This window comes from Microbacterium sp. NPDC057407, from assembly GCF_042803895.1.
Taxonomy (GTDB): Bacteria; Actinomycetota; Actinomycetes; order Actinomycetales; family Microbacteriaceae; genus Microbacterium.
Map to the genome: position 1 here is coordinate 89,793 of NZ_JBHVCA010000003.1, position 26,893 is coordinate 116,685.

A 26,893-nucleotide genomic window follows, 5' to 3' on the forward strand; every position below is an offset into this window, starting at 1 on the left:
GATGGCGACCACGACGAGCGAGGCGGCCGCGCCTGCAGCCGCCCACCCGCTCACGATCGCGATGATCGGCACGCGCGGCGTCCCCGCTGCCTACGGGGGCTTCGAGACAGCCGTCGAGGAGGTGGGCCGCCGGCTGGTCGAGCGCGGCCACCGAGTGACCGTGTACACCCGCGGGTCCGCCCTGCACGACCGGACGTACCTCGGCATGGACGTCGTTCACCTGCCGGCGCTGCCGGTGAAGCAGCTCGAGACGCTCAGCCACACCGGTCTGTCGGCCCTGCACGCCCTGTTCCACCGTCGGCCCGATGCGGCGTTCGTGTTCAACGCGGCGAACGCTCCGTTCCTGCCGGTGCTGCGGGCTCGCGGCATCCGGACCGCCCTGCACATGGACGGTCTGGAGTGGCGCCGCTCGAAGTGGGGCGCGCGAGGCAAGGCCTACTACCGCTGGGCGGAGCAGTTCGGTGTGCGCACCGCCGATGCCCTGATCGCGGACGCGCCCGGCATCTCCGACTACTACGCCGACCAATTCGACGTGCCGACGGAGCTGATCCGCTACGGCGCTCCGATCCTCGAGACGGCACCCACCGAGGGAATCCGCGAGCTCGGACTCGAGCCCGGCGGCTACCACCTCGTCGTCGCGCGCTTCGAACCCGAGAACCACGTTCTCGAGATCGTCGAGGGCTACCAGCGCAGCAGCGCCACGAAGCCGCTCGTCGTCGTCGGGTCGGCGCCCTACAGCGCCGGCTACACGCAGGCCATCCGCGATGCGGCCGCCGACGACCCGCGCATCCGGTTCCTCGGCGGGGTGTACGACCAGAACCTGCTCGACGCCCTGTACCTCCACGCCTACACGTACGTCCACGGCCACTCGGTCGGCGGCACGAACCCGTCGCTCCTGCGGGCGATGGGTGCCGGGACCGCGGTGATCGCGTACGACGTCGCATTCAACCGCGAGGTGCTCGACGACGAGGCGTGGTTCTTCGCGGACTCCGGCGACGTCAGCATGCACTTCTCAGGGATCGAGTCGGATGCCGCGACCGTCGCGCGCCTCGGACAGCGTGCGCGCGCGCGTGCCCGCGACGAGTTCCGGTGGGACGACGTCGCGACGGCCTACGAAGACCTGGCACGCCGGCTCGCGGCCGGGGAGTCCGTGCACCGCCAGGCGCGCCGCGCCACCCGAGCGGCGGAGGAGTGGGACTTCGGGGTGCGGCAGCCGGTCCTCGTCGGGTGAACCGGGGAACGCGGTCCCGGCGAGCGGTGAGCGCACCGTCGTGCCCCTAGGCTCGGAGCACGGCGGGTCCCGGACCCGCGAGAAGGAGTGGCAGGCTTGATGAAGGCGGGCACCGACACGAAGCCGCTGACGTTCGTCACCATCACCTATCGCGCCGAGGACACCCTTCTGCTGCTGCAGGCGCGCTCTCTCGCGCTGTTCGCCCGGCCCGAGGACGTCGCATCTGTCATCGTGGTCGACAACGGCACGCCCGCGCTCTCCACCCGCGCTCAGCGCCGCCTGCGCGACGCGTACGGGCCTCTGGCCGCGCGGGTGCGGATTATCCGGCGCTCCGACCTTGGGGGCGACGTGGCATCGTCCGGCTGGATGAGCCAGCAGGTCATCAAGCTCACGGTGAACCGAGTGGTGCCCACCCCGACGTACGTGCTCCTCGACGCGAAGAACCACCTGATCCGCCCCGTCGGCGTCGGCGACTTCCTGTCGGACGACGGGCGCGCCCGCACCGGGTTCCACAGTTATCGCAGTCACCCGCTGCTCCCCCGACTGGAGCGCGTGCTGACCTACCTCCAGCTCGACCCGAGCGCCGCAGATCACTTCCCGCCCACGTCGACCCCGTTCGTCATGCACCGCGACGTTGCCGCTGCACTCATCGACGATGTCGAAACGTCGTCGGGGAGACCCTTCGCCGACGAATTCGTCAGCGCGGACCTCACTGAGTTCCCGCTCTATTCAGCCTGGCTGCTGCGCCGTGACGGCGGGTGGGACCGCACCTACGTCGACGCGGCCATCCAGGCTCCGACGGTGTGGGGCGGTGCGGCCAGCCGCGCCGGAGTGACGGCGGCGGTCGAAGAGGCGGAGCGATGGGATGCCCCGGCGTTCGGTGTCCACCGGCGAGCTCTTCACCGCCTCGATGACGACGGCGCGGCGTTGCTCGCCGACTTCCTCGCCGAGCGCGGCCTCGTCGCAGGCCCGGAAGACTTCCGGCGCGTGAGGCGCACCTTCCGCCGCCAGTACGGTGCGGAGATCCTTCGCGCCCGCGTCGCGTCGCGCCTGCGCCGCCCAGGCCGCTGATCAGGAAGGCTTAGGCGTGAGCGCCGACGGAGAGACGGATCTGCCGGTGGAGCGCACGCACGAGCTCGCGCGACTCCTTCAGCACGCGCGTGTGTCGTCGAGTCGAGTCGTGGTGGACGTCCGGAACGTCACGCGGGTCATCATGCGACGACCACGGGAATCGCGCCCGCGGTGCCGGAGCGAGTTGGATGCGTCCGCGCCGCTGGTCGAGGAACGCCGCAAATGCGGCGAGCGTCTCCAGGTGGAGGCCGTCGTCCGCGTCGAAGCGGCGACGCTCGGCGGAGTCGAGAGGCGGTTCGCCGAGCGCCACCGCCTCCTTCAACGTGAAGGTGCGGCCCCGCGCGTCAGGACGCATGCGAGCGATGAGGCCCCGTTCCTCGCGGGACGCGACGATGACGAGGTCGGCCTCCTCGAGGTCGGCCTGCGCGATCTGCGTGGAGACGTGAGCGGCGGCCGACGCCGAACCCGGCGTGTCTGCATCGAGCAGCGACGCCGCAAGCCGGCACATCTGGTGCTCACGAACCACGGAGATGCCCCTGCTGACGGCGATCAGGCCGGCGCCGCCGTCAGTGCCGGCACCACGGGAGTCCTCCTGGAGGAAGGTCGCCGCCATGAAGGGGGAACGACACACATTGGCCGCGCACACGAAGAGCACCCGATTCGACATGTTCCTCCTCTATGTCTGACGCCCACCGTACCGCCCCGCGACCGGAGCGCCATCGATGCTCTGGCAAACTGACTCGATGACGTCGTCCACCGTGCTCGTCGCCCATCCGGGGTCCGAACTCTACGGATCCGACCGCGTCCTCCTCGACAGTGTGATCGGCCTGGTCCGTTCCGGCGAACGGGTCGTCGTCACCGTGCCCGAAGCGGGTCCGCTCCGAGATGCGATTATCGACGCCGGGGCGGAGGTGGTCATCGCGCCGGCGTTCGTCCTGCGAAAGCGCCTGATGCGTCCGTCAGGCTGGGGCGAGCTCATCCGGACGTCCTGGGCGGGCGGACGCGCGGCCTGGGCGCTTCTCAGCGGAACGCGGCCGAAGGCTGTGTATGTCAGCACGATCACGCTTCCCCTCTGGCCGCTGCTCAGCCGCCTGCGCCGGGTACCGGTCGTGCTGCACGTGCACGAAGGCGAGGCGTCGGCGGGCCGCCTGACGAAGGGGGTTCTGTACGCACCGGCACTCGCCGCCGACCGCATCGTCGTCAACAGCGCATTCAGCTCGGCGGTGATGACGTCGACGTATCGGCGACTGGCGTCGCGCGCCGAGGTGGTCCCGAACGCGGTCCCCGGACCGGACGCCCCGTCGCCGCCGCGGGAGTCGACCGCCGACGGCGTCAGAGTCCTCTTCGTCGGCCGCCTGTCTCCTCGCAAAGGCGCCGACCTGGTCGTCGAGGCGGTGCGCATCCTCGACGAGCGGGGCGTGCGAGTGACGCTCGACATCGTGGGCTCCACCTTCCCCGGGTACGAGCCGTACGAGCAGTCGATTCGTGACGATATCGCCCGACACGGGCTGGACGATCGCATCACTCTCCACGGTTTTCATTCCGACATCTGGGGCTTTCTCGACCGCGCAGACGTCCTCGTCGTGCCGTCCCGACTCGACGAGCCATTCGGCAACACGGCGGTGGAGGGCATCCTCGCAGCGCGTCCGGTCATCGCCAGCGACACCTCGGGGCTGCGGGAGGCGACCGAAGGGATCCCCACAGCCACACGCGTGGAGCCCGGTTCGGCTGCCGCCATCGCGGACGCTCTGATCGACGTGGGCGTCCGGTGGGATGAGCTGCGCGGTCAGGTGGAGCAGTCGCGGGTCATCGCGGCCGAACGCCACTCACCGCGCCGTTATCAGGACCGGATCGCCGAGATCGTCACGAGTCGCCTCGGTCGGCGGTGATCCGGGCGTCTTCGATCGCGTCGTCACCCGCCGCGGCGTCGTCCTCATCGTCGAACAGCAGCCCGTCGCCGTCGGAACGCCGGGTGTCGGCGATCGACGCGTCGTCCGGGGCCGTCGCGTGCCGGTCGTCCGCCAGGGCCGCCTCGTCGATCGCACCGACCTGGGCGTCGCCCCGAACCTCCGCCGCCGCAACGGCGGCGCGGTCATCGGCGGGTGGCATCTCGACGGGGACCGACGCCGGTTTGCCGCCACGCCGTTCGCGCCGGCTCTGCGGCGCGGCCGTGCGCTGGCGCCGGCCGCCCGACGGGCCGTAGTAGTAGTAGTTGTAATCGTCGCCGCGCTGTCGCTTGACCCGGCTGAACAGCACTCCGGCGACCTGAGCGCGAGCCCGGTCCAGCGCCTCGAGCGACCGCCCGAGCTGCGCGAGGTGCACCTTGGTCACGTCCGCCACGACGATCGTCGTGTCGACGCTCTGGGCGATGATGGTCGCGTCCGAGACGCTCAGCAGCGGCGCGGTGTCGACGATCATGACGTCGAACTGCGCACGAAGCTCACGCAGAAGCTCGGTCATCGCGACGGACGCCAGCAGCTCGGCCGGGTTCGGCGGCACCTCGCCCGCGGGCAGCACCCACAGCGACGTGTCGCCCCAGGGCAATCTGGCGCCCTCGAAGTCGACGGCGCCGACGAGCATCGTGGTGAGGCCGACCGAGTTCTCCAGCCCCAGGGTCTCGGCGACCATCGGACGACGGAGGTCGGCGTCGACGATCAGAACGCGAAGCCCGGCTTCTGCGTACGTGAGCGCCAGATTCACCGCCGTGGACGTCTTGCCCTCGCCGGGGATCGACGAAGTGACCGCGATCGCGGAGATCTCATGCTCCACCGCGGCGAACCGGAGGCTCGATCGCACGCGCCGGTACGCCTCGGCGCTCGTGCTGTTGGGCTCGGAGACCACGAGAGCGCGGCGCGACTTGTCCTTGCGACGAGGGATGCCGCCGAGGACGGGAAGGTCGGTGATGCGCCGCAGGGCGTCCTCAGAGCGGACGCGCGTGTCGAGCAGCGTCCACACCGCGATCCCCAGCGCGGCGAGGAGCGCACCGGCGAACGCGCCCAGCACGGCGTCACGCTGCTTGTTCGGAGAGGACTGGAAGGCGGCGGGCGTCGCGGGCTCGATCACCCGCGCCACAACGGTGGCATTGCCCGCGTCATCCTTCGGCGAGATCTCGTCGACGACCTGCGCGAGGTTCTCGGCCACGCTGTTGGCCACCTCGGCCGCGAAGTCCGGATCGGTCGAGCCCGCCGTCACGTCGAGGATCACCGTGTTCTGCGGGATCGTGACCGTGGTCATGTTGCGGATCTGCGAGTTCGTGAGATCGGCGTCGAGGTCGGCGCGGACTTCATCGAGCACCACCGACGACATCGCGAGCTGCGCGAACGACAGCATCTGGCTCTGCGTGTAGGCGGAGCCCTGATTGATGTCGGAGCCGCTGCTGGCCGACCGCATCGAGAAGTAGGTCGACGCCGTCGACTGGTAGACCGGGGCGAGAGTGCTCGAGTAGCCGAAAGCGAGCAGTCCTCCGAGCAGGCCGGCCAAGACGATCACCCACCACGCGCGCAGAAGCACTCTGAAGATGCGCCCCGGCGTCACCTGCGTCTTGATGTCGGCCATTCGCCCTCGCTCCATCCACGCGCTGCGCGAGTACGCGAACGCACAGGGCGACACGGTGGTCGCCACTCCCCTGGGTACAGATTACCGACGACCGCGCTCATTTCCGTCTCTCACCGGCTCACTCCCGCTCGGAGGAGGCCGCGGGAGGGCGTCGGCGTGTACTCGATCCGCTCTGGCTCCACCGACAGCAGCCCGGCGTATGGCCCGTACCGCACGGCGTAGGCGCTCACCGCCAGCCCGGCGGTGAACCACACGAAAGCGGCGTACTGGGTGATCAGCGCGACCGTGGCGAACGCCGGGATCTGAGCGACCAGGGCGACGCTCGCCGGCGTCGCGCGCCCCAGCGCGACGCTGACCACGAGGATCACGAGGAGGAGCAGGACGACCGCGAGCGGGAGCATCCCGAATCGCAACCCGATGAGGATGAGGGCGCTGTCGATCGATCGGAAGCCAGCCCAGTAGTCCTCGCCGGTCGGCAGCACCTCACGATCGGGCGAGATGCCGAGCACGACCATCGAGTTGGTGAGTCCGAGGAGATCGACCCGGTAGTTCGCGCTGCCCTCCGCCTCGGACCCGGCCTCGCCGAACACATCGAGGATCACCGGGACGACGGCGACGGCGCCGACGACGAGCATCGAGAGGACACCGATCCGCAGTCCTCGCCCGATGTACCTGCCGAGGAAGATCACGCCGAGGACCACTGTGAGCGCGAAGCCGATGATCCCCAGACGACTGAACGTCAGCACCGTGGCCGCACCCACCACGACGAGGCACACGGCTCGAAGCCAGGGACGCCAGCGGGCGGTGAGGACGAATGCGGCCGAGATCGCCAGGGCGCCGCCTAGCGCGATCGAGTGCCCGAAGGCGCCCTCCACCCGCAGCAGGCCACCCCGCACCTGGACAGCGCCCCAGATCGACGAGGAGGCTCCCGGAAGGAGGAGGAAGAAATTCTGGCTCGTGAGGAACTCGAAGACGGCCAGAAGAGATGCGGCGACCGCCGCCGTGGCGATGCAAGCCGCCACCCAGTCCTCGGACACCCGTGAGAGGACGATACGGCCCCAGACGTATGGCAGGAACCACATCACCACCGTGTCCTGCACATGACCGGTGATGGATCCGCCGAAAGCGAAGGCCAGCAGGATCACCAGGAGCAGGACGAGCATCACGGTGTCGACCTGCGACCACCGAAGACGAGGGCCGACCCCCGAGATGATCGCGATCACCGTCATCGCCGTCAGACCGCTGACGAAGATGCTCATCACTCCGGCTCCCAGCCAGATGGGCGTGAAGAAGAAGGCGAGCGTCCACAGTGCCATGCCCCAGCGCGGATGCCGGCGGATCAGGAGCACGAGCCCCAGCACGGCGACCATCGCCGCCGCGGCGAGCGCCACGAGCTGTATCGGATTCGATCCCACGCCGGGCCCCCTGAACTCCGTCGCCCGATTCTACGGCGGAATCCCGCCCTGCAAGGGAGTGCGTCCCCCTCCCCATAGGATGGACGCGGGGAAGGGGCTCGGGTGAACGGGCCGAAGGGGGATAGAACGAGTGCGCGTACTCGTCGGCTGGGCGGGGGATTCATCTCCCAACCTCGGCGTGCGCGCGCTCGGCCGCGGTTCGGCCGACCTTCTGCGTGCCGCCCTCCCCGACGCCCGGATCGAGTTCATGGACTTCGGCGCCCGGCCGGCCGCCCTGCCGTGGGGTCGACCGCGCTCGCTGGTGCGGGAACGCCTCACCGGCCGCGCCGGGATGATGGAGTGGCTCGGACAGTTCGACCTCTACTGGGACACCCGCTCGGGCGACAGCTTCGCCGACATCTACGGCATCCAGCGTCACGCGAAGATGTCGCTGGTCCACGAGTTCGCCGCGCAAGCGGGAGCCGTCACCGCCCTCGCGCCGCAGACCATCGGCCCGTTCCGGACCAGACGGGGTCGTCTTCTCGCCCAGCGCAACCTCCGGCGGTCGGCGCTCGTCTTCGCTCGCGACCCCGCCAGCGCCCGGGCGGCGCAGGGCCTGGGCCGCCCGGCCGATCGCACGACCACCGACCTCGTCTTCGGCATCTCCCAGCCGGAGCCCACCGGCGACCACGACGTCCTGCTGAACGTCTCAGGGCTGCTGTGGAAGGCCAGCGACCACGTCGATCACGGCTCCTACCGCGCGGCAGTCCGAACGATCATCTCGCGGCTCCTCTCCGACGGTCGCAGAGTCACGCTCCTGCCCCACGTCCTCGACAGTCATGACCCCGACAACGACGTCCCGGTCTCCCGCGCCCTTCAGGACGAGTACGACGGGCGGCTCGGGCTGCACGTCCCGGCAGACCTCGATGACGCGCGGTCGGCCATCGCGGCCGCGCAGCTCGTCATCGGCGCGAGGATGCACGCGTGCCTCAACGCCCTCTCCACCGGAACGCCGGCCGTCGCGATGGCCTACTCCCGCAAGTTCCAGCCGCTGATGGCGGAACTGGGGTGGTCGCACGTCATCTCGCTGGCAGAGTCGACGGATGCCGCGGCCGACGTCCTGCGAGAAGTCGCGGCGCCCGGACTGTCCGAACGCGCGCTCGACGCGAGGGCGCGTGGCCAGGAACTCCTCTCCCCTGTCGGCGAGCTGGTGCGGAGCGTGATGTGACCGAGCTGCGCGATCGGGTTCAGGACGTCCTCGCTCGGGACGCCTGCTCGGGGTGCGGCCTGTGCCCGCGGCTCGACCGCGGACTGGAGATGCGCCTTGACGCGGCGGGGTACGTGCGGCCCGTGGCGGTCGGCGCGCCCGCAGAGGTTCCGGATGCCGCGCGCACGTTCGCGCGCTCCTGCCCCGGCGTCCGGGTCGATGCGCAGCGCCCGGCCGGCTCCCAACGCCATCCCCTTCTCGGCTCGTTCTTCGCGGTGTGGGAGGCGTGGGCGGTCGATTCCGACATCCGCCTCGCGGGGAGCAGCGGAGGCGTGCTCACGGCACTCCACGCCTGGCTGATCGACAGCGGGCGGGTTGCCCGGATCGCGGGCGCCGCGGGCGACGCGGCTCGGCCGCGGCGCAGCATCCCGGTCACGATCACTTCGCGCGAGCAGGCGCTCGCCGCCGCGGGCTCGCGCTACGCGCCCGTCGCGGCGCTCAGCAACCCGGACGCCTTCGCAGCCGGGACCGCGGTCACGGCGAAGCCGTGCGAGATCGCGGCCGCGCGCGCGGCGCAGGGTTCTCTCGGCGACGAAGCTCCACTGCTGCTGTCGTTCTTCTGTGCCGGGACCCCGAGCCAGCACGCCACCGACACTCTTCTCGACGGCCTGGGCATCGCGCCGGATCGGCAGGTCGACGCGCTCCGGTATCGCGGCAATGGCTGGCCCGGGCGCTTCGCCGCACGCTCCGGCGACACCGAGGTGAGCGCCGACTACGAGGAGTCGTGGGGAAGCACGCTGGGGCCCACGACCCAGTGGCGATGCAAAGTGTGCCCCGACGGTGTGGGGGAGTCGGCCGACATCGTCGCCGCGGACTCGTGGGTGACGGATGAGCGGGGTTACCCACAGTTCGTCGAGGAGGCGGGCGTCAGCGCGCTCATCGCCCGAACGCGGCGGGGTCTAGAGATGATCGAGGCGGCGATCGCCGCGGGCGTGATCGCGGTGCGACCGCTCGACATCGACGGCCTCGCCAGCGCCCAGCCGCTTCAGACTGCGCGCCGCAGGTATCTTCTGGCGCGACTGTGGGGATCGGCGCTCGCCGGCCGCCGGCCACCGCAGTACCGCGGCTTCGGACTGGCACGCCTCGGTCTCGCGCACCCTCGTCGGTTCGCCCAGGTGCTGCGAGGCACGCTTCGCCGGGTGCAGGCGGCACGCGGACGACGCGGATGAGCTCGGACCTCGCGCACTCCGCGGCCCGGGGCGTGTTCTTCACCCTCGCGGCGCAGATCGCCAAGCTCGTCCTGCAGCTGCTCTCGGTCGTCATCCTCGCCCGACTGCTGACTCCGCACGACTACGGCCTGCTCGCGATCGTCCTCGTCGTGGTCGGCGTGGGAGAGATCTTCCGCGACTTCGGCCTGACGACGGCATCCATCCAAGCGCCCGTGCTCACCACAGGCCAGCGTGACAACCTCTTCTGGATCAACTCGGCGATCGGTGTCGTCCTCACCGGAGTGATGTTCGCCCTCGCCTGGCCTATCGAGGCCGTCGTCGGGGAGCCCGAGATCGTGGGGATGGTCCAATGGCTGTCGCTGCTCTTCCTGCTCAACGGCCTCGCGACGCAGCACCGCGCCAACCTCGCGCGGGAGCTGAAGTTCAAAGGGCTCGCCGTGATCGACATCACGGCGGCAGCGGTCGCGCTCGCCGTCGCCATCGTCGCCGCCGTGGCAGGAGCGGAGTACTGGGCCCTGGTGCTGCAGCAGCTGGCAAGTGGTGTGGCCGTGCTCGTCGGCTGCGTCATCGCCGGCAGATGGCTGCCGAGGTGGTACTCGCGCAAGGACTCGGTCCGCGAGCTCATCGGGTTCGGCTGGAACATCGTCGCCACCAACCTCCTCGTGTACGGCGGGTCTCAGATCGACACGATCATCGTTGGACTCAAGTTCGGCACAACCCCTCTCGGCCTTTACAACCGGGCCTACCAGCTCGTGATGACTCCGCTGAGCCAGGTGCGCTCCCCGACCAAGAACGTCGCCCTCCCCGTGCTGAGCCGCGTGCAGGAGGACCCGCCGCGGTTCGACAACTACGTGACCTCGGCTCAACTGATGCTCGGGTACGGGCTGGGGATCCCGCTGATCCTCGTGACGGCACTGGCCGACCCGATCGTGCGCATCATGCTCGGGCCGCAATGGCTCGACGCGATCCCGATCGTCGCTCTGTTCGCCGTAGCGGGCCTCCTCACGACCCTCGCCTTCGTGGGCTACTGGGTATACCTGTCACGCGGGCTCGGCAAGCAGCTGTTCCGGTACACCATCGTCACCACGATCATCAAGATCACCTGCATCGTCGTCGGCTCGTTCTACGGCGTCCTGGGCGTGGCCATCGGCTTCGCGATCGCTCCGGCGATCTCATGGCCGCTGTCGCTGTTCTGGCTCTCCCGCATCACCCCGATGCCCACCGCGCGGCTCTACGGGGGCGCCGGCCGGATCCTCGCGGTCTGCGCGTGGACCTGCGCCGCCGCGTGGGGCGCGTCGATGCTCGTCGCCCGGTGGGGCGTCTGGGCGATGCTCGTGGTCGGCGTCGCGGCGGGCCTCGCCGCCGCAGCATCCGCTCTCGTCATCCCGATCTGCCGCCGCGACGCACGCAGCATCACCGCGTTCCTCAAGTTGATGATCAAGCGCCGTCCGCGCGCCTGACGCTCAGCGAACCTCGAGATCGTCGACCGTCACGACGACGGGGACGTTCGTGGTAGATCCCGACAGGTACGAGAGCACGCCCACCTGGCCCGCGCCCTGCAGCTCTGCCTGGGAGTCGTTCGCGGTGACGAACCACCCGCCCGGCTCCGCCGCCCCATCCGGCCACACGTTGGCGTTGAGGGTCGTGACACCACCCGCAGTGGACGTGACGAGGTGCAGCCGCAGCTTGCCGCCCGCCGTGTGGGTGTAGCCGCCCAGGCTTCGGTTGACGAGGAGCGTCTCGGTGGTGCCGACGAGCTTCGCGATCGAGACCGTCACCACTCCAGCGGACGAGATCCGCAGCTTCAGCCGGTACTCGCCTGCGGCTGTCTTGTGCACCTGGTAGTTGAAGTGGACCCCGCCGCCGTTCGCGACGCTGGCAGTGCTGAACAGCGCTCGGGCGTCGACGTTCTGCGCCGAGACGCCGGCGAGGGTGGCGCTGCGCGTCTGTCCTGCGTTCAGCGACATCGAGCCGACTCCGCCCCCGACGGAGAACGAGGCCGCGCTGTTGACAGTCCAGGCGCCGCCGACGACAGCGGAACCCCAACCTCCCGAGACGGTGCGCGCGAAGTCGTCCTGCGCCACGAACACCTGCGCGGATACCGTCACCGGCTGCGAGGCGGGTGCGCTCGTCGCTCCCATGCTGTCGGTCACGGTGAGCGTCACCGTGTAGGTTCCCGGTGCCGCGTACGTCTTCGTGGGGTTCGCCTGTGTGGAGGTGGAGCCGTCGCCGAAGTTCCACGCGTATCCGGTGATGGTCGCGCCTCCCGACGCGGTCGAGCCGCTCCCGCTGAAGTTGACCGTGAGTCCCGACGCGCTCGCGCCGATCACCGCCGTGGGGGCCTGATGCGGTCCCGAGGCGTTCACGGTGCGCGTCGTCGACGCGGTCATCCCCGCACTGTCGGTCACCGTCAGCGTGACGGTGTAGGTTCCCGGCGCGGCGTAGGTGCGATTCGCGTTGACACCGGTCCCGGTGGACCCGTCGCCGAAGTTCCAGGCGTACGACGTGATGGTGCGCCCGCTCGGCGCGGTGGATCCGCTCGCGTCGAACGACCATGCGAGGTTGGATCCGGATGTCGTGAACGACGCCGTCGGAAGGCTCTGGCCGCGCCCGATGGCGTAGTGAGACGCGATCTGCGAGGCGGTCAGGATGTGCGGGTAGATCGCGACCTCGTCGAGCGAGCCGTTGAAGAAGTTCGACGTCGGACGGTTGGGCCAGCCGTTGATGTTGTCGCCGCCGATGCGCCAGAAGCCGGTGAAAAGCCGCCCCGCGGTAGCCGACGGGTCGGATGCGACGAGCGACCCGTCCACATAGAGCTGGATGCCCGACCACGGGTTCAGCTGTGCGACGGCGTGATGCCACTGGTTGTCACGGTAGGTCGCCGGAGTGGAGATCACCTTCTGAACTCCGGGGAAGACACCGAAGGCCAGCGAGCCGTCATTGCGCATGTACAGGTGCCGGTCGAAGTTGCTCGAGTTGCCCGACGCGCCGTCGCCATAGCCGATCAGCTTCCCGCCCGTCGTCGTCGAGGTCTTGAACCAGAGTTCGACGGCGAACGCCTCCTCGACCACCGTGGTGTTCGTGGAGCGGGCGAATCCGCTCGTGGAGCCGTTGAAGGTGCCGGACCCGTTCGCCTCAGCCGCCAGCGAGTCGTCGGACGTCGTGCCCACGCCGCCGAAGGAGACCAGGTTGTTGCCTCCGGCGAGGTCTGTGCCGCCGCCCGAAGGGCCGAGTCGCCAATAGGTCGTCGCTCCATCGTCGAGGACCGTGTCGGCGTAGGACGATGTCGAGCTGCCGTTCACCGTCACGGTGACGTTCGCGCTCGTCGCGCTGTTGTCGTCGCCGTCCCGCGCGATGACCCGGTAGGTGCGACTGGAGCCCGCCGGAACACCCTCGGCGGCGAAGGTGATCACGGGAGTGAACCAGTAGGTCGACTTCACCGTCTTCGTGGCGATCGGCGCGGCTCCACCCTGCGCCCACAGCTCGTACGTCAAGTCGAGGTCGTCGCGGTCCCAGTTGGCCGGGATCTGCACGTGAGCCGTTCCGGCGGTCACGGAGCGGGCCGTCGGCGTCCAGTCCGCGCCCGACAGACGCGGACCCTGGTTCGCACCGGTGGACGGCGTCCGGGCGAAGCGCGCGATCCCCTGGTTGCGCTGTCCGTTGACGAGGGGGAACTCGCCGCCGAACACGACGTACTGGCTGTTGCCGGTGACTGTCCACGCAGCTTGACCCGAACCGGAGGCGGTCCCGGTCGTCCAGTTGGGATACCAGTTCACGGCCGCCGGAGCGGGGTATCCGGTCCAATCGGCGTAGATGCTGTTGACGTAGGGGCTGCGGGTCAGCGTCCCCTTCGCAGCCGCCGTGTACACGCTCGAGTTCCGCATGTTCCCCGGCGAGGGGTAGGCCTGCGGCATCCCGCCCGCCGTCTGGCAGTCATGCTCGTGACCGGTGGAGTACACGTTCGTACCGTCTGAGAAGACCCCGTAGTGGTCTCCGTGGCAGTCCGCGATCCAGCTGACCTGCCCGGTCTGTCCGTCCGCTGCGAAGAGTCCTTCCAGGTTGCCGATGGTCGCGTTGGAGAAAACCCATCCGGTGCCGTACACCTTCGAGCCGTCGGCTGCGAGAGCCCAGATTCCGGCTCGACCCGCGAGCGTCCCGGTGGCCATGCCGTTCTTCACGACAGACGTGACCGCCCAGGGAAGAAGGGCACCTGTGGTGAGGTCGAGGGCACCCAGACCGCGGGAGGTCGTGCCATTGATCGTCTCGAACCGGCCCGCGACGATGAGCTTCCCCCCACCGGGCGCCAGGACCATGGAGTCGACCTGCAGATCCGGAGTCGGCGCCCACCCGAGCACGGCACCGTTCGATGCGTTGACGGCTGCCAGGTTCTTGCGGGTGACGCCCCCCGCGGCGCCGATGAGCCCGCCGACGTACACCGTGCTGTTCGTGGCGACGATCGCGTTGATGTAGGAGCCGCCGATCGCCGGCTTCACACTCTCGAGAAGCGCCCCGGTCGCCGTGTCGAAGACGGCGAAGTTCCATCGCGTGAGGCCGTTCACCTGGTTGAAGGATCCGCCGACGTAGAGGCGCGAGCCGTCGGGCGAAACAGCGAGCGCCTTGACCGTGCCGTTGATCGTCGGCGCGAAGGAGGTCGCGACGCCGGTGTTGATGTTGTAAGCCAGGATGTTGCTGCGCGGGAAGAGGTTCTGGCCCGGGCTGGAACCCGCGGGGCGGGCTTGAGAGAAGCTGCCGCCCGCGTACACCGTCGTGCCGTTGACGACCTGCGTCCACACGATGCCCGAGTCGATCTGCACCGTGGGGAGGGCGTCGGCGGTGACGGTCTGCGCGTTGCGCTGCTCGATCGGTGCCGGTCCGGGGGCCGCCGCCGCCGGGCTCGCCACCGTTGCCACGAGTCCCGCGGCGACCAGGACGCCCACGGTGAGAATGCCCACGGCTCGGGTGCGCCGACGCCGAGGCGTGGTGGATGGTGCGTGGTGCATCGGGAACCTCCCCTGGTTCCGGTGCCGCAGAGCGGCTACCCCAGACTGCTCGCCAGCTCAAGAGGCGCCAGACTCCCCAGAGATACCAGGCGCTCTTCCGGCAGAGACTAGCACCGGGCCCCGCGGGACGCGAGGGGATCGGTCGGATCCGGGGCGTATTCCGCGGACGGAATAAGACACCCGCCTCCGACCTGGGACGGAGGCGGGTGCCTGGGTGCTCGATGTGCGCTGTGGGGCTGTTAGCGCACCTCGAGGTCATCGACGCTCACCACGAGGGGAGCGTTCGTCGCGGAGCCGGAGAGGTAGGCGAGCACGCCGATCTGTCCGGGGCCCTGCAGTTCGGCCTGTGCATCGGTCGCGGTGACGAACCAGTCCACCGGCTCGGTCGCGCCGTCGGCCCACGCCTTCGCGGTGAGCGTCGTCGCGCCGCCTGCCGTCGTCGCCTGCAGCCGCAGCCGCAGCTTCGACCCGGCGGCGTGCGTGTAGCCGGTCAGCGTCCGGTTCGTGATGATCGTCTCGGTCGAGCCGACCACCTTCGAGATGGACACCTGGACGACGCCTGCCGACGATACCCGGAGCTTCATCCGGTAGTCCCCGGCCGCGGTCTTGTGCACGAGGTAGTTGAAGTGCACACCACCCCCGTTCGCGACCTTGTCCGTCGAGAACACCAGGCGCGCATCGACGTTCTGGGCGTTCACTCCGGTCAGCAGGTTCGAGCGGGTCTGGCCCGCGGCGAGCGTGACCTTTCCGGCTCCGTCGGCGACCGAGAAGCCGGGGGCCGTGCCCCACGCGCCTCCGGTGACCGCCGTGCCCCACCCTGCGGCGACACTGCGCTCGAAGTCGTCCTTGGCGACGAACGCGTCTGCGCTGACCGTCACGGACTGCGACGTCGTCGCCGACGAGCCAAGGCTGTCGGTCACCGTGAGAGTCACGGTGTAGGTGCCGGGAGCCGCGTAGGTGTGCGAGGCTGTCGCGCCTGTGCCTGCGGCGGTGCTGTCGCCCCAGTTCCAGGAGTGCGACAGCGTCGCGCCGTCGGACGCGGTGGAGCCCGACCCGTTCACCGAGAGCGCGAGGCCGGTCGCCGAGGCCGTGAACGACGCCACCGGAGCCGCATGCGCAGCCGTGATGGAGACCGTCTTCGCCGCCGAGGTCGCCCCCGTGCTGTCGGTGACGACGAGCTTCGCCGTGTAGGTGCCGGCCGCATAGGTGTGCGTCGGCTTGGCCTCGGTCGAGGTCGCGCCGTCGCCGAAGTCCCACGCATAGCCGGTGACCGTGGCTCCGCCCGAGGCGGTCGAGCCGGTGCCGTCGAACGCGGTCGTGAGACCCGTCGTGTTCGCACCGATGACCGCGACCGGGGCCTCGTGCGGCGCAGGAGCGCCGAGCGAGGTGACGCGGATCTCGTCGACCGAGACCACGACCGGGCCGTTGGTGACCGTGCCGGTGGCGTAGGCGATGACTCCGACCTGGCCGGCGCCCTGGAGTGCGGCGACGTTGCCCGAACCGGTCACGGTCCAGTTGCTCGGCTCGGTGGTGCCATCGGGCCACACCTTGCCGCGCATGGTGGTCACGTCGCCAGTGCCCTCGGTCTCGAGTCGCACCCGCAGTTTGTCGCCCGCCGTGTAGACGTAGGAGGGAACGTTCTGCGTTGCGAAGACCGTCTCGGTCGTTCCCACCAGGCGGGTCATGCTCACCTGGACGACTCCCGTCGACAACGTGCGCACCTTGAGTCGGTACTCGCCCGAGGTCGACTTGTGCACCACGTAGCTGAAGTGCAGGCCACCGCCGTTCGCCACCTTGTCGGCCGAGAAGACCAGGCTCGCGGAGAGGTCGTCGATGGAGACGGAGCCGAGCGTCAGCGCGCGAGTGCGGCCGGCGACGAGCTCGATCTTGCCGGCACCGCCCGACACCGACGTGTTGGCCGCGGAACTCCATGCCCCGCCGACGGTGGCGCTGCCCCAGCCGGACCCTACGGTCCGGTCGAAGTCGTCGCTCGCGACCACCGTCTGCGCGGCCACGGTGACGGTCTTCGACGTCGTCGCGGTCGCACCCAGGCTGTCGGTGACGGTCAGCGTGACCTCGAAGGTGCCGCCCGCCGCGTAGGTGTGCGTCGCCGTCTTGCCCGATCCTGCCGCAGAGCCGTCTCCCCAGTTCCAGGAGTAGGCGAGAGTCGCGTCGTCCGCCGCAGCCGAGGCCGAGGCATCCACCGACACCTCCAGCTGGTTCGTCTGCGTCGTGAACGAGGCCGTCGGGTCGGCGTGGGTCGCCGTGACGGTCGCGGTCTTGGTCGCGCTCGCTCCGAGGCTGTCGGTCACCGTGAGGGTGATGGTCCGCTCGCCGGGAGTGGCGTAGGTGTGCGTCGCCGTCTTGCCGGAGCCCGCGGGCGAGCCGTCGCCCCAGTTCCACGAGTACGTCAGCGTCGCACCGTCCGAAGCCGCCGAGGCGCTGGCGTGGACCGAGACCGACAGGCCCGAGGCATCCGTCGTGAACGCCGCCGTCGGAGCTGCGTGTTCGACCGACACCTCCGCGGTGGCCACCGTGCTGGTCGCCCCCTCCGAGTCGGTGACCGTCAGCGACACCGTGTAGGTGCCCGCCGCGGCGTAGACGTGGGTCGGATCGGCCTGCGTCGAGGTCTGACCGTCGCCGAAGTTCCAGTCGTAGGCCGTGATCGTCGCGCCGCCCGACGTGGTCGAGTCATCCGAGTCGAAATCGACCGTCAGGCCCTTGACGTCGGCGCCGATCTTCGCGACCGGAGCCTGGTGCGGCGGATTGATGACCACGCTCGACGTCGCCACGCCCTTGCGTCCGGCCGAGTCGGTGACCGTGAGGGTCGCCGTGTAGGTGCCGGGCTGGTTGTACGTGTGCGACGCCGTCGCTCCGGAGCCGGTGCTGCCGTCGCCGAAGTTCCACGCGTAGTCCGTGATCGTCCGACCCGGCGTCGGCGTGGAGGCCGTGCCGTCGAAAGTGCGCGACGGGCCGGTGCCGGTGACCGAGAACTGCGCCTGCGTCGTGGCGAGACCCTTCGCGATCCGGTAGTGGTCGTCAACCTCGTCCGCCGACAGCGTGCGGCTGTACGCGGCGAAGTCATCGAGCTGGCCGGCGAAGTAGTACGACGCGGGCTGTCCCGGCCATCCGCCGATGTTGTCACCGCCGATGCGCCAGTACCCGTCGTACGGCTGCGCGCCGGTGACCCCGTTGTCGGATGCCACGAGCTGGCCATCGACGAAGAGCTGCTCGCCGTTCGCCCCGACCTGGGCTACCGCGTGGTGCCACTGACCGTCGTTGTACGAGGTCTGGGTCTGCACGATCGCGGCGAATCCGAGCCATACGCCGAAGACGAGGCGGCCGTCGTTCGTCATGTAGAGGTGCCGGTCGTAGTTGCCGGAGTTGCCCTCTGCCGAGCCGCCGTAGCCGAAGATCTTCCCGCCGTTGGTGGTGGTCGTCTTGAACCACACCTCGGCCGAGAACGGCGTGTTCGCCGAGATCGTGCGCGAGGTCCGGCCGAAGGCCGAGCCGCCGTCGAAGGTCGCCGATCCGTTGGTCGCTCCCTCGTAGACGTCGTCCGCCGACGAGCCCACACCCGCGGTGAAGATCGCGTCACGGTCGCTCACCCAGTCGACGTTCCCCGTCGCGCCGCCCAGTCCCCAGTAGACCTGGGCGCCGTCGTCGAGCACACGCTGCGTATACTTCGCCGCCGGAGCGGTCGGCGGGCCGACGGTGATCTGCTTGGTGACGATCTGGCTCGTCGACCCGAGGGTGTCGGTCACGGTCAGCGTGACCGTGTAGTCGCCGGCGGAGGTGTAGCGGTGGGTGGGCGTCGCCTCGGTCGAGGTTGCGCCGTCGCCGAAGTTCCACGCGTAGCTCGCAAGTTCCGCGTCGCCCGACACCGTGGAGCTCTTGCCGCTGAAGGTGACGGTCTGCCCCGCCGCCTCCTGTTCGATCACGGCGACCGGGGGCAGGTGCGGGCCCTTGCCGAGCTCGTAGTGCTCGCCGATCTGCGTCTCCGTCAGGGTCGACCCGTAGACGGCGAACTCGTCGATCGCGCCGCGGAAGTACAGCGAACCGGGCTGGTCCGGCCATCCGCCGAGGTTGTCGCCGCCGATGCGCCAGTATCCCGTGTAGGCCTGCGCGCCCGTGACCGTGGACGACCCCACGAGCTTGCCGTCGACGTACAGCTGCTGCCCGCTCGGACCCTGCTGGGCGACGAGGTGGTGCCACTTGTTGTCGTTATAGGACTTGCTGCTCTGCACCGTCGCGGTGTAGCCGGGGTAGGTGCCGAAGACCAGCTGCCCGTTGTTCTTCATGTAGACGTGGCGGTCGTAGCTGCTCGAGTTGTCGGTGTTCTTGTCGCCGTAGCCGACGAGCTTGCCACCCGAGGTGGTGTCGGTCTTGAACCAGAGCTCGGTCGCGAACGACGAGCCGACCGTCGAGGTCGAGGTCGTCGAGGCGAAGCCGTTGCCGCCCGGCATGGTCGCCGAGCCGTTCTCTTCGCCCGCGAGCGCGTCGTCGGTCGTGGTGCCGACGCCGTTGTTGAACACGGCGTCGTTCGTCCCGGCCCAGTCTGCGCCGCCATCGGCGCCGCCGAGGCGCCACAGCAGCGAAGCGCCGTCGTCGAGCACCGCGTTGGCGTAGTCGGATGCGTCGGCCGAGCTCACCGTGACGGTGACGTTCGCGCTGTTGGCGCTGTTGCCGTCGCCGTCACGGGCGACCACCCGGTAGGTCTTCGTCGCGCCGGCCGCGAGGCCCGTGGCGGTCAGGATCACGTTCGGGGTGTCCCAGAAGGTCGAGGACTTCTGCGCGGTCGCGACAGGCGTCGCCTTGCCCTGCTCGTAAAGCTCGTAGGTGAGGTCGCGGTCGTCGCGGTCCCAGTTGGCCTTGATGGCCACGCGCGCGGTGCCGGCGCTGACCGAGCGAGCGGTCGGCGTCCAGTTCGTCCCAGACAGCCGGGGACCGGACTTCGGCCCACCGGGCGGGGTCTTGGAGAAGCGGGTGATGCCCTGGCTGCGCTGGCCGTTCACGAAGGTCTGCTCGCCGCCGACGAGGAGGTACTGGCCGTTGCCGGTGGCGGTCCATCCGGCCTGCCCCGAGCCGGAGGCGGTGCCCGTGATCCAGTCGGGGAACCAGTTGACCGCGGCGGGTGCCGGGTAGCCCTGCCAGTCCGCGTAGATGTCGTTCACGTACGGGCTGCGCGTCAGCGTGCCCTTCGCGACGGCCGTGTAAACGGTGGCGTGACGGATGTTGCCCGGCGCGGGGTAGGCCTGGGGGAGTCCGCCGGCCGTCTGGCAGTCGTGCTCGTGACCCGTGCTGTAGACGTTGGTGCCGTCGGAGTAGATGCCGTAGTGGTCGCCGTGGCAGTCGGCGATCCAGCGGATGTCGCCGGAACCCGCCTCGGCGGCGAACATGCCCTCGAGGTTGCCGACCCACTTGTTGGCGAAGACCCAGCCCGTGCCGTACACGGCGTTGCTGTCGGCGGTCAGGGCCCAGATGCCGGCCTTGTTCGCGTTCGCGTCGGTCGCGGGAACTCCGTTCTGGACGGTGGCCGGCGCAGCCCACGGGAGGATGCTGCCGTTGGCCAGGTCGAGCGCCGCGAGGCCGCGCTGGGTGGTGCCGTTGAGCACGGCGAAGCGGCCGCCCACGATGAGCTTGCCGCCGCCCGGTTCGAGCACCATCGTGTCGACCTGAAGGTCCGCGGTCGGGGCCCACGACACGATCGCGCCGTTCGATGCGTTCGCCGCTGCGAGGTTCTTGCGTGCGATGCCGCCGGCGGCGCCGATGAGACCGCCGAAGTAGACCGTGGTGTCGGTGGCGACGATCGCGTTGACGTACGACCCGCCGATCGCGGGACGGAAGGTGTTGAGCAGCGCGCCGGTGGCCACGTCGAAGGCGGCTACGTTGTAACGCGTCTGGCCGTTCACCTGGTTGAAGGATCCACCCACGTACAGTGTCTTGCCGTCCGGCGAGACGGCGAGGGATTTCACCGTGCCGTTGATCGTGGGGGCGAACGAGGTCGCGACGCCGGTCTCGATGTCGTACGCCAGGATGTTGCTCCTCGGCATGAGGTTCTGCCCCGGGCTCGCTCCGGCGGGGCGAGCGTTGGAGAAGCTGCCGCCCGCGAAGACAGTGCGGCCGGCGATCACCTGCGCCCAGACGATGCCCGAGTCGATCTGCACGGTCGGCAGCGGGTCGGCCGTGACCGTCGCGGCGTTGCGCTGCTCGATGGGCGCCACCCCCGGAATGGGATCCGCTGCAGCGGCCGGGGCGGCGGCCCCGAGCGCGAGTCCGCCGATGACGACGGCGGTCACCGTCACGCCGGCGATGGCGCTCCTCAGTCTCGATCCCCAGCCCGTGGCAAACGACGTCCCACCCATGTGACTGCTCCCCAGATTTCTGACGTCTCCCCAGACGTCGTTCGTGTAAAGACTGCTTTGTCGTCCTGCAGCAGAGGCGGACCGCCGAGGGCCGCTCGGCGGTCCGCCTCTGCCTGTTACTTCACTTCGAGGTTGTCCACGCTGACCGTCACCGGCACGTTGGTCGCCGAGCCGGACAGATACGTCAGCACGCCCACCTGCCCGGCGCCCTGCAGCTCGGCCTGCGCGTCGGTCGTCGAGACGAACCAGTCCGTCGGCTCGGTCGTCCCGTCTGCCCAGACCTTGCCCTTGAGAGCCGTGGAGCCCCCGGACGTGACGGCCTGGATGCGCAGCTGGAGCTTTCCACCCGCGGTGTGGGTGTACCCACTGAGCGTGCGGTTGACGATCAGGGTCTCGGTGGTGCCGACCACCTTGGCGAGCGACACCGTCACCACGCCCGCCGACGAGATCCGCAGCTTCAGGCGGTAGTCGCCGGCCGTGGTCTTGTGCACGAGGTAGTTCATGTGGAGACCGCCGCCGTTCGCCAGGACGTCCGAGCTGAAGACGAGGCGTGCATCGACGTTCTGAGCCGAGACCGAGGTCAGCAGGTTCGTGCGGGTCTGGCCCGCGTTGAGCGTGGCTTTGCCCACGCCGTCCGCGACCGAGAAGCCCGTCGTGGTCCCCCACGAGCCCCCCGTGACAGCCGTGCCCCAGCCCGACGCGACCGTGCGCTCGAAGTCGTCCTTCGCGATGAAGACCTCCGGCGGAGCGGTCACCGTCACCTGCTGCGTCGTGGACGCGGTTCCGCCCATGGCGTCACTCAGGTTGAGCGTCACCGTGTACGTTCCCGGCGTCGCGTAGGTGTGCGACGCGGTCACGCCGGATCCTGCGGCCGTGCCGTCACCCCAGTTCCACGCGTAGGTGAGGGCGGCGCCCTCCGACGGAGTCGAGCCCGAGGCATCCACGTTCACACCCAGGTTGCTCGTGGACGCGGTGAACGCGGCCACCGGGTTGGGGTGGACGTGCTCGGTCACCGTCACCGACTTCGATGTGGTCGCCGTGCCACCCAGGCTGTCAGTCAAGGTCAGCGTGATCGTGTAGTCGCCCGCCACCGCGTAGGTGTGCGATGCGGTCGCCCCCGATCCCGCAGCGGAGCCATCGCCCCAGTTCCACGAGTAGGTGAGCGTCGCGCCGTCGGATGCGGTGGAAGCGGATGCATCGGCCGAGACCGCCAGGTCGTTCGGCGTCGCCGTGAAGGACGCGACCGGATCGGCGTGCACGGGTGCCGCCGATGCGACGGTGTCGATCACGACCAGCTCCTCGAGGGACACGGTCACGGGGACGTTGGTCGTCGAGCCGGACAGGTAGGACAGTACGCCGACCTGGCCCGCGCCCTGGAGCTCGGCCTGAGCGTCCGACGTCGAGAGGAACCAGGCGGAGGGCTCGTTCGTGCCGTCGGGCCAGACGTTCGCCGTGAGCGCGGTGCTGCCGCCGGCCGTCGACACCACCCAGTGCAGGCGGAGCTTGGCGCCGTCGGTGTAGGTGAAGCCGGCGAGGTTCTTCGTCACCAGCGTCGACTCAGTCGTGCCCACCACCTTCGTGATGCTCGTCGCCACCACACCGGTGGAAAGGGTGCGCACCTTCAGGCGGTACTCTCCCGCGGTCGACTTGTGCGCCGTGAGGTTGAAGTGAAGGCCGCCACCGTTCGCGAGTTTGTCCGCCGACACCAGCGCTGTGGCGTCGATGTCGCGCACCGAGACACCCGTCAGCGTGCTGGTACGCGTCTGGCTGGCGTTCAGCGTGACTTTGCCCGCCCCGCCGGATACCGAGAAGCCGGTCGTTCCGCTCCAGGCGCCTCCGGTGGGCGCGGAGCCCCACCCGGTCGCCACCGTGCGCTCGAAGTCGTCGCGGGCCGCGAAGACCTGAGCGGCCACCGAGACGTTGATGCTCTTGCTGGCCGTCGCCCCGAGGCTGTCGGTCACCGTGAGCACGACCGGGTAGATCCCGTTCGACGGGAAGGTGTGCGTCGGGCTGATTCCGGAGCCGGCGGCCGATCCGTCGCCCCAGTTCCATGAGTACTGGAGAGTCGCGCCGTCCGATGCGGACGAGGTCGCGGCATCGAACGACACCGTGAGGCCCGCAGCAGAACTCGTGAAGCCGGCGACCGGTGCCGCGTGCGTGACCGTGACGTCGTGGCTCACCGGGGTGCTGACCGCGCCGAGGTTGTCCGTCACGGTGAGCGTCGCGGTATATGTTCCCGCGGCGGCATACGTGTGCGTCGGCGCTGCCTCGGTGGAGCTCTCGCCGTCACCGAACGTCCACTCGTACGACGTGATGCTCGCCGCGCCGGACGCGGACGACGCCGAGGCGTCGAACGTGACGCTGAGACCCGCGACGTTCGGAGTGAACGCGGCGACAGGAGGCTGGTGCGGCGGCGTCGCGGTCACCGACGCCGTCTTGGTGGCGCTGAAGCCGGCGCTGTCCTTCACCGTGAGGGTCACCGAGTACGTGCCGGGGTTCGCGTACGTGTGGCTGGGCGTGGCGCCGTTGCCTGTCGTACCGTCGCCGAAGTCCCACGTGTAGGTGGCGATGGTGCGCCCGGACGGTGCCGTGCTCGCCGTGGCGTCGAAGGTCTTCGCCATCTCAGCGCCGCTCGTGGTGAACGACGGGGTGGGCAGCGGGATGCCCGCGCCGAGCGCGTAGTGCTCCGAGACCTGGGCCGCCGTCAGCGTCGCGGGATACACCGCGAACTCGTCGATGCGCCCGTTGAAGTAGCCCGAGCTCGGTGCGCTGGGCCAGCCGCTGACGGTGTCGCCGCCGACTCGCCAGTAGCCGGTGAGCGCGCGACCGGTGGCCGTCGTCGTGTTGTCGGACGCGACGAGCACGCCGTCGACGAAGAGCTGCATACCGGCCGTCGGGCTCAGTTGAGCGACCGCGTGGTGCCACTGGTTGTCGCGGTAGGTCGCGGGCGATTCGATCGTCCTGTTGCTGCCCTGCCAGACGCCGAACACGAGCGCGCCGTTGTTGCGCATGTAGAGGTGACGGTCGGGGTTGGTCGAGCTGCCCGAGGCCGCGTTGCCGTATCCGACGAGCTTGCCTCCGCTGGAGGTCGAGGTCTTGAACCACAGCTCGGTCGCGAACGACGTTCCTACCGGCGTGACGGAGGTCGTACGCGCCAGTCCGCTCGAGGTTCCGGTGAACGTCGCCGAGCCGTTGGCCTCGTTGGCCAGGGCGTCATCCGTGTTGGTGCCGACGCCGCTGCTCATGACGGCGTTGTTGGCACCGGCCAGATCGGTGCCGCCGGTGGCGTTGCTGCCGCCCAGACGCCAGTAGAGGCTCGCGTTGTCGTCGAGGACCGTCGTGGCGTAGGCCGAGCCCGCCGTCCCGCTGATCGTCAGGGAGACGTCGGCGCTTCGCGCGGAGTTTCCGTCGCCGTCCTTGGCGACGACATAGAACGTCTGCGTGGAGCCCGGCGTGAATCCGCCGGCCGAGAGGACCTGGGTCGGGCGGTTCCAGAACATCGACTGGGCCGTCGACGTGGCCAGCGGCTGCGTCCCGCCCTGCGCCCACAGCTCGTACGTGATGTTGAGGTCGTCACGGTCCCAGTTCGCGGGGAACTGGATGCGGGCGGAGCCGGACTCGACCGACTTGGCGGTCGGCGTCCAGTCGACGCCGCTCAGTCGCGGTCCCTGCTTGGCGCCGCCGGGAGGGTCGACGGCGAAGCGCGCGATTCCCTGGCTGCGGATGTTGTTCACCAGCGGGAACTCGCCGCCGACCAGGAGGTACTGGCTGTTGCCGGTGGCGGTCCAGCCCGCCTGGCCCTGGCCGGTTGCCGTGCCGGTCATCCAGTCCGGGTACCAGTTGATCGCGGCCGGTGCGGGGTAACCGCTCCAGTCGCTGTAGATCGATCCGGTGGACGGAGAGCGCGTGAGCGTGCCCTTCGCGGCTGCCGTGTAGACGGTGGCGTTGCGCATGTTGCCGGGGTTTCCGCTGGCCTGCGGGAAGCCGTTCGCGGTCTGGCAGTCGTGCTCGTGGCCCGTGCTGTAGACGTTGGTGCCGTCCGAGTAGATGCCGTAGTGGTCGCCGTGGCAGTCGGCGATCCAGCGGATCGAGCCGGTCTCGCCCTCGAGAGCGAAGAGGCCCTCGAGATTGCCGACCGTGACGTTCGAGTACACCCATGCGGTGCCGTAGACACCGCCCTCGGCGTCAGCGGAGATGTTCCAGATGCCCGCGCGACCGGCGAGGGTCCCCGTGGCCAGACCGTTCTTGATGGTGGCGGTGGCGTTCCAGGGCAGCAGGGCACCCGTCACCGGGTCGAGGGCCGCCATGCCGCGAGAAGTCACGTCGTTGGCCTTCTCGAACCGGCCTGCGGCGATGACCTTCGACCCCGACGGGTTGAGCACCATCGAATCGACCTGCAGGTCGGTGGTGGGCGCCCACGAGAGCACGGCGCCGTTGGATGCCGACACCGCGGCGAGGTTCTTGCGCGTCTGCCCACCGGCAGCACCGATGAGGCCTCCGAAGTACACCGTGGAGCTCGTCGCGACGATCGCGTTCACGTACGAACCGCCGATCGCGGGCTTGAACGTCGTGAGCAGAGCTCCCGTCGCGACGTCGAACGCGGCGACGTTGAAGCGGCTTTGACCATCGACCTGAGTGAACGACCCACCGACGTAGAGGGTGTTGCCGTCGGGCGAGACCGCGAGCGCCTTGACGGTTCCGTTGATGACGGGCGCGAACGAGGTCGCCACGCCGGTGTTGATGTTGTAGGCGAGGATGTTGCTGCGCGGCATGAGGTTGTTCCCCTGGCCGGCACCCGCGGGCCGTGCGTTGGAGAAGCTTCCCCCGGCGAAGACCGTGTCACCGGCGATCACCTGCGCCCACACGACACCCGAGTCGATCTGCACGGTCGGCAACGGGTCGGTCGACACCGTCGATGCGTTGCGCTGCTCGATCGGCGCCGGACCGGTGGTCGACACGGCCGACGCGGGCGCCGCGATCCCCACCACGGCCCCAGCGGCCACGACGGCCGAGACCGCCACGCCTGCAACGATCTTGCGCAGATTCCACGCCCCAGCGTTCATCTTCTTTTCCTTCACCCCAGTGGAAGTCCGTCAGCTCACACGTCGCCTGTGAAGAGCGCGATCGGCGCTCCGGCGATGTATTCGACGGTGACCTGCAGAGAGTCCCGCTCTTCGGCGGGGAGTCGGAACACGTAGATTCCGGAGGCCTCCTCACCCGGCTCGAGCGAGCCGAGGAAGGGGCTATACGGCTCCGACGTCGTCGCCTGGCCGTAAGAGTCCTTTGATCCGGTGACCGACACCATCGCCGTGCTCAGGTCGATGGACTCGCCGGAGTCGTTCTCGACGGTCAGCGTCAGAGCGACCGCGGGACCGGCGATCTCGCCGGGCGTCTCGGCCTTGACCTCGAGCTGCTCGACCTCGGAGACCGTGACGTTGACGCCCCCTTCGAGTTCGGCGGTGTCGCCGAGCTCCGCCTCCTGTGTCGGGCCCGGATCGACCGGCTCGACCGTCTCTTCGATCGAACCGCCGTTGGGCGCCGGAACGGTCGCCGTCGGCAGCGGATCGGAGTTCTGCGTGCCTGGCGTCGGCTCAGCCGGCGCGCACGCGGTGATCGCGAGTGCGCAGAGGGTCGCCCCCGCGACCACCGCACTCAAACGAATAGAAAGACGCCTCAGCGTCGCTCGCTGCCCCACGTTCATCCCCCAGATGCACTTCGCCACGTACGCACCCAACGCACGAGACGATCCCAGATGTGTCGCGCAAGCCAGTTCCCGCTGGCATGCGCCTATATCCCCGCGTTGACTATATCAGCGGAGGACACTTCGTGAACCTCAGGAAT

Annotated in this window: 13 protein-coding genes; 6 read left to right on the plus strand and 7 right to left on the minus strand. The window is 69.5% G+C overall.

Annotated elements, in window-relative coordinates; all coding sequences use genetic code 11:
- Position 1: 1 nt before the first annotated feature.
- Positions 2-1,231 carry a DUF1972 domain-containing protein gene (locus ACFUTX_RS09265; protein WP_378863176.1) on the plus strand — a complete coding sequence of 410 codons (1,230 nt, stop codon included), beginning with the start codon at positions 2-4 and terminating at the stop codon, positions 1,229-1,231.
- A gap of 99 nt (positions 1,232-1,330) precedes the next feature.
- Positions 1,331-2,302 (plus strand): DUF6492 family protein, encoded by a 972-nt coding sequence (locus ACFUTX_RS09270; protein ID WP_378863179.1) that lies wholly within the window; start codon positions 1,331-1,333, stop codon positions 2,300-2,302.
- A 10-nt stretch (positions 2,303-2,312) separates the two neighbouring features.
- Here the strand turns inward: ACFUTX_RS09270 and ACFUTX_RS09275 are convergent, their stop codons facing one another.
- Positions 2,313-2,969 carry a hypothetical protein gene (locus ACFUTX_RS09275; protein ID WP_378863182.1) on the minus strand — a complete coding sequence of 219 codons (657 nt, stop codon included), beginning with the start codon at positions 2,967-2,969 and terminating at the stop codon, positions 2,313-2,315.
- Between the two features lie 76 nt (positions 2,970-3,045).
- Between ACFUTX_RS09275 and ACFUTX_RS09280 the strand changes: the two genes are divergently transcribed.
- Positions 3,046-4,191 carry a glycosyltransferase gene (locus ACFUTX_RS09280; protein WP_378863184.1) on the plus strand — a complete coding sequence of 382 codons (1,146 nt, stop codon included), beginning with the start codon at positions 3,046-3,048 and terminating at the stop codon, positions 4,189-4,191.
- Here the strand turns inward: ACFUTX_RS09280 and ACFUTX_RS09285 are convergent.
- Positions 4,166-5,857, minus strand: a complete 1,692-nt coding sequence (locus ACFUTX_RS09285; protein ID WP_378863187.1) for a polysaccharide biosynthesis tyrosine autokinase — start codon at positions 5,855-5,857, stop codon at positions 4,166-4,168. The genes ACFUTX_RS09280 and ACFUTX_RS09285 overlap by 26 nt on opposite strands.
- A 110-nt stretch (positions 5,858-5,967) precedes the next feature.
- Positions 5,968-7,272, minus strand: a complete 1,305-nt coding sequence (locus ACFUTX_RS09290) for a hypothetical protein (RefSeq protein ID WP_378863190.1) — start codon at positions 7,270-7,272, stop codon at positions 5,968-5,970.
- A 130-nt stretch (positions 7,273-7,402) separates the two neighbouring features.
- On the opposite strand from ACFUTX_RS09290, the gene ACFUTX_RS09295 reads away from it, so the two are divergent.
- Genes ACFUTX_RS09295 through ACFUTX_RS09305 form a run of 3 tightly spaced genes read left to right on the plus strand, consistent with a single transcriptional unit; the run spans position 7,403 to position 11,147 of the window.
- Positions 7,403-8,479, plus strand: coding sequence for a polysaccharide pyruvyl transferase family protein (locus tag ACFUTX_RS09295; protein ID WP_378863193.1), 1,077 nt, complete (start codon positions 7,403-7,405; stop codon positions 8,477-8,479).
- The gene (locus ACFUTX_RS09300) at positions 8,476-9,687 is read left to right on the plus strand and encodes a Coenzyme F420 hydrogenase/dehydrogenase, beta subunit C-terminal domain (RefSeq protein WP_378863194.1); all 1,212 of its coding nucleotides are present in this window, start codon (positions 8,476-8,478) and stop codon (positions 9,685-9,687) included. Before ACFUTX_RS09295 ends, ACFUTX_RS09300 begins: the two co-directional genes overlap by 4 nt.
- Positions 9,684-11,147 carry a lipopolysaccharide biosynthesis protein gene (locus ACFUTX_RS09305; RefSeq protein ID WP_378863196.1) on the plus strand — a complete coding sequence of 488 codons (1,464 nt, stop codon included), beginning with the start codon at positions 9,684-9,686 and terminating at the stop codon, positions 11,145-11,147. Before ACFUTX_RS09300 ends, ACFUTX_RS09305 begins: the two co-directional genes overlap by 4 nt.
- Before the next feature lie 3 nt (positions 11,148-11,150).
- On the opposite strand, the gene ACFUTX_RS09310 is transcribed toward ACFUTX_RS09305, so the two are convergent.
- The 4 genes from ACFUTX_RS09310 to ACFUTX_RS09325 form a co-directional block, all read right to left on the minus strand.
- Positions 11,151-14,687 carry a PKD domain-containing protein gene (locus ACFUTX_RS09310; protein ID WP_378863199.1) on the minus strand — a complete coding sequence of 1,179 codons (3,537 nt, stop codon included), beginning with the start codon at positions 14,685-14,687 and terminating at the stop codon, positions 11,151-11,153.
- Positions 14,688-14,926: 239 nt separating this feature from the next.
- Positions 14,927-20,992, minus strand: a complete 6,066-nt coding sequence (locus ACFUTX_RS09315; RefSeq protein WP_378863202.1) for a PKD domain-containing protein — start codon at positions 20,990-20,992, stop codon at positions 14,927-14,929.
- A gap of 176 nt (positions 20,993-21,168) precedes the next feature.
- Positions 21,169-26,115 carry a PKD domain-containing protein gene (locus tag ACFUTX_RS09320; protein WP_378863205.1) on the minus strand — a complete coding sequence of 1,649 codons (4,947 nt, stop codon included), beginning with the start codon at positions 26,113-26,115 and terminating at the stop codon, positions 21,169-21,171.
- 35 nt (positions 26,116-26,150) lie between these two features.
- Entirely contained in the window at positions 26,151-26,774 is a 624-nt protein-coding gene (locus ACFUTX_RS09325; protein WP_378863208.1) for a DUF4352 domain-containing protein, read from the minus strand.
- Between the last annotated feature and the right edge of the window lie 119 nt (positions 26,775-26,893).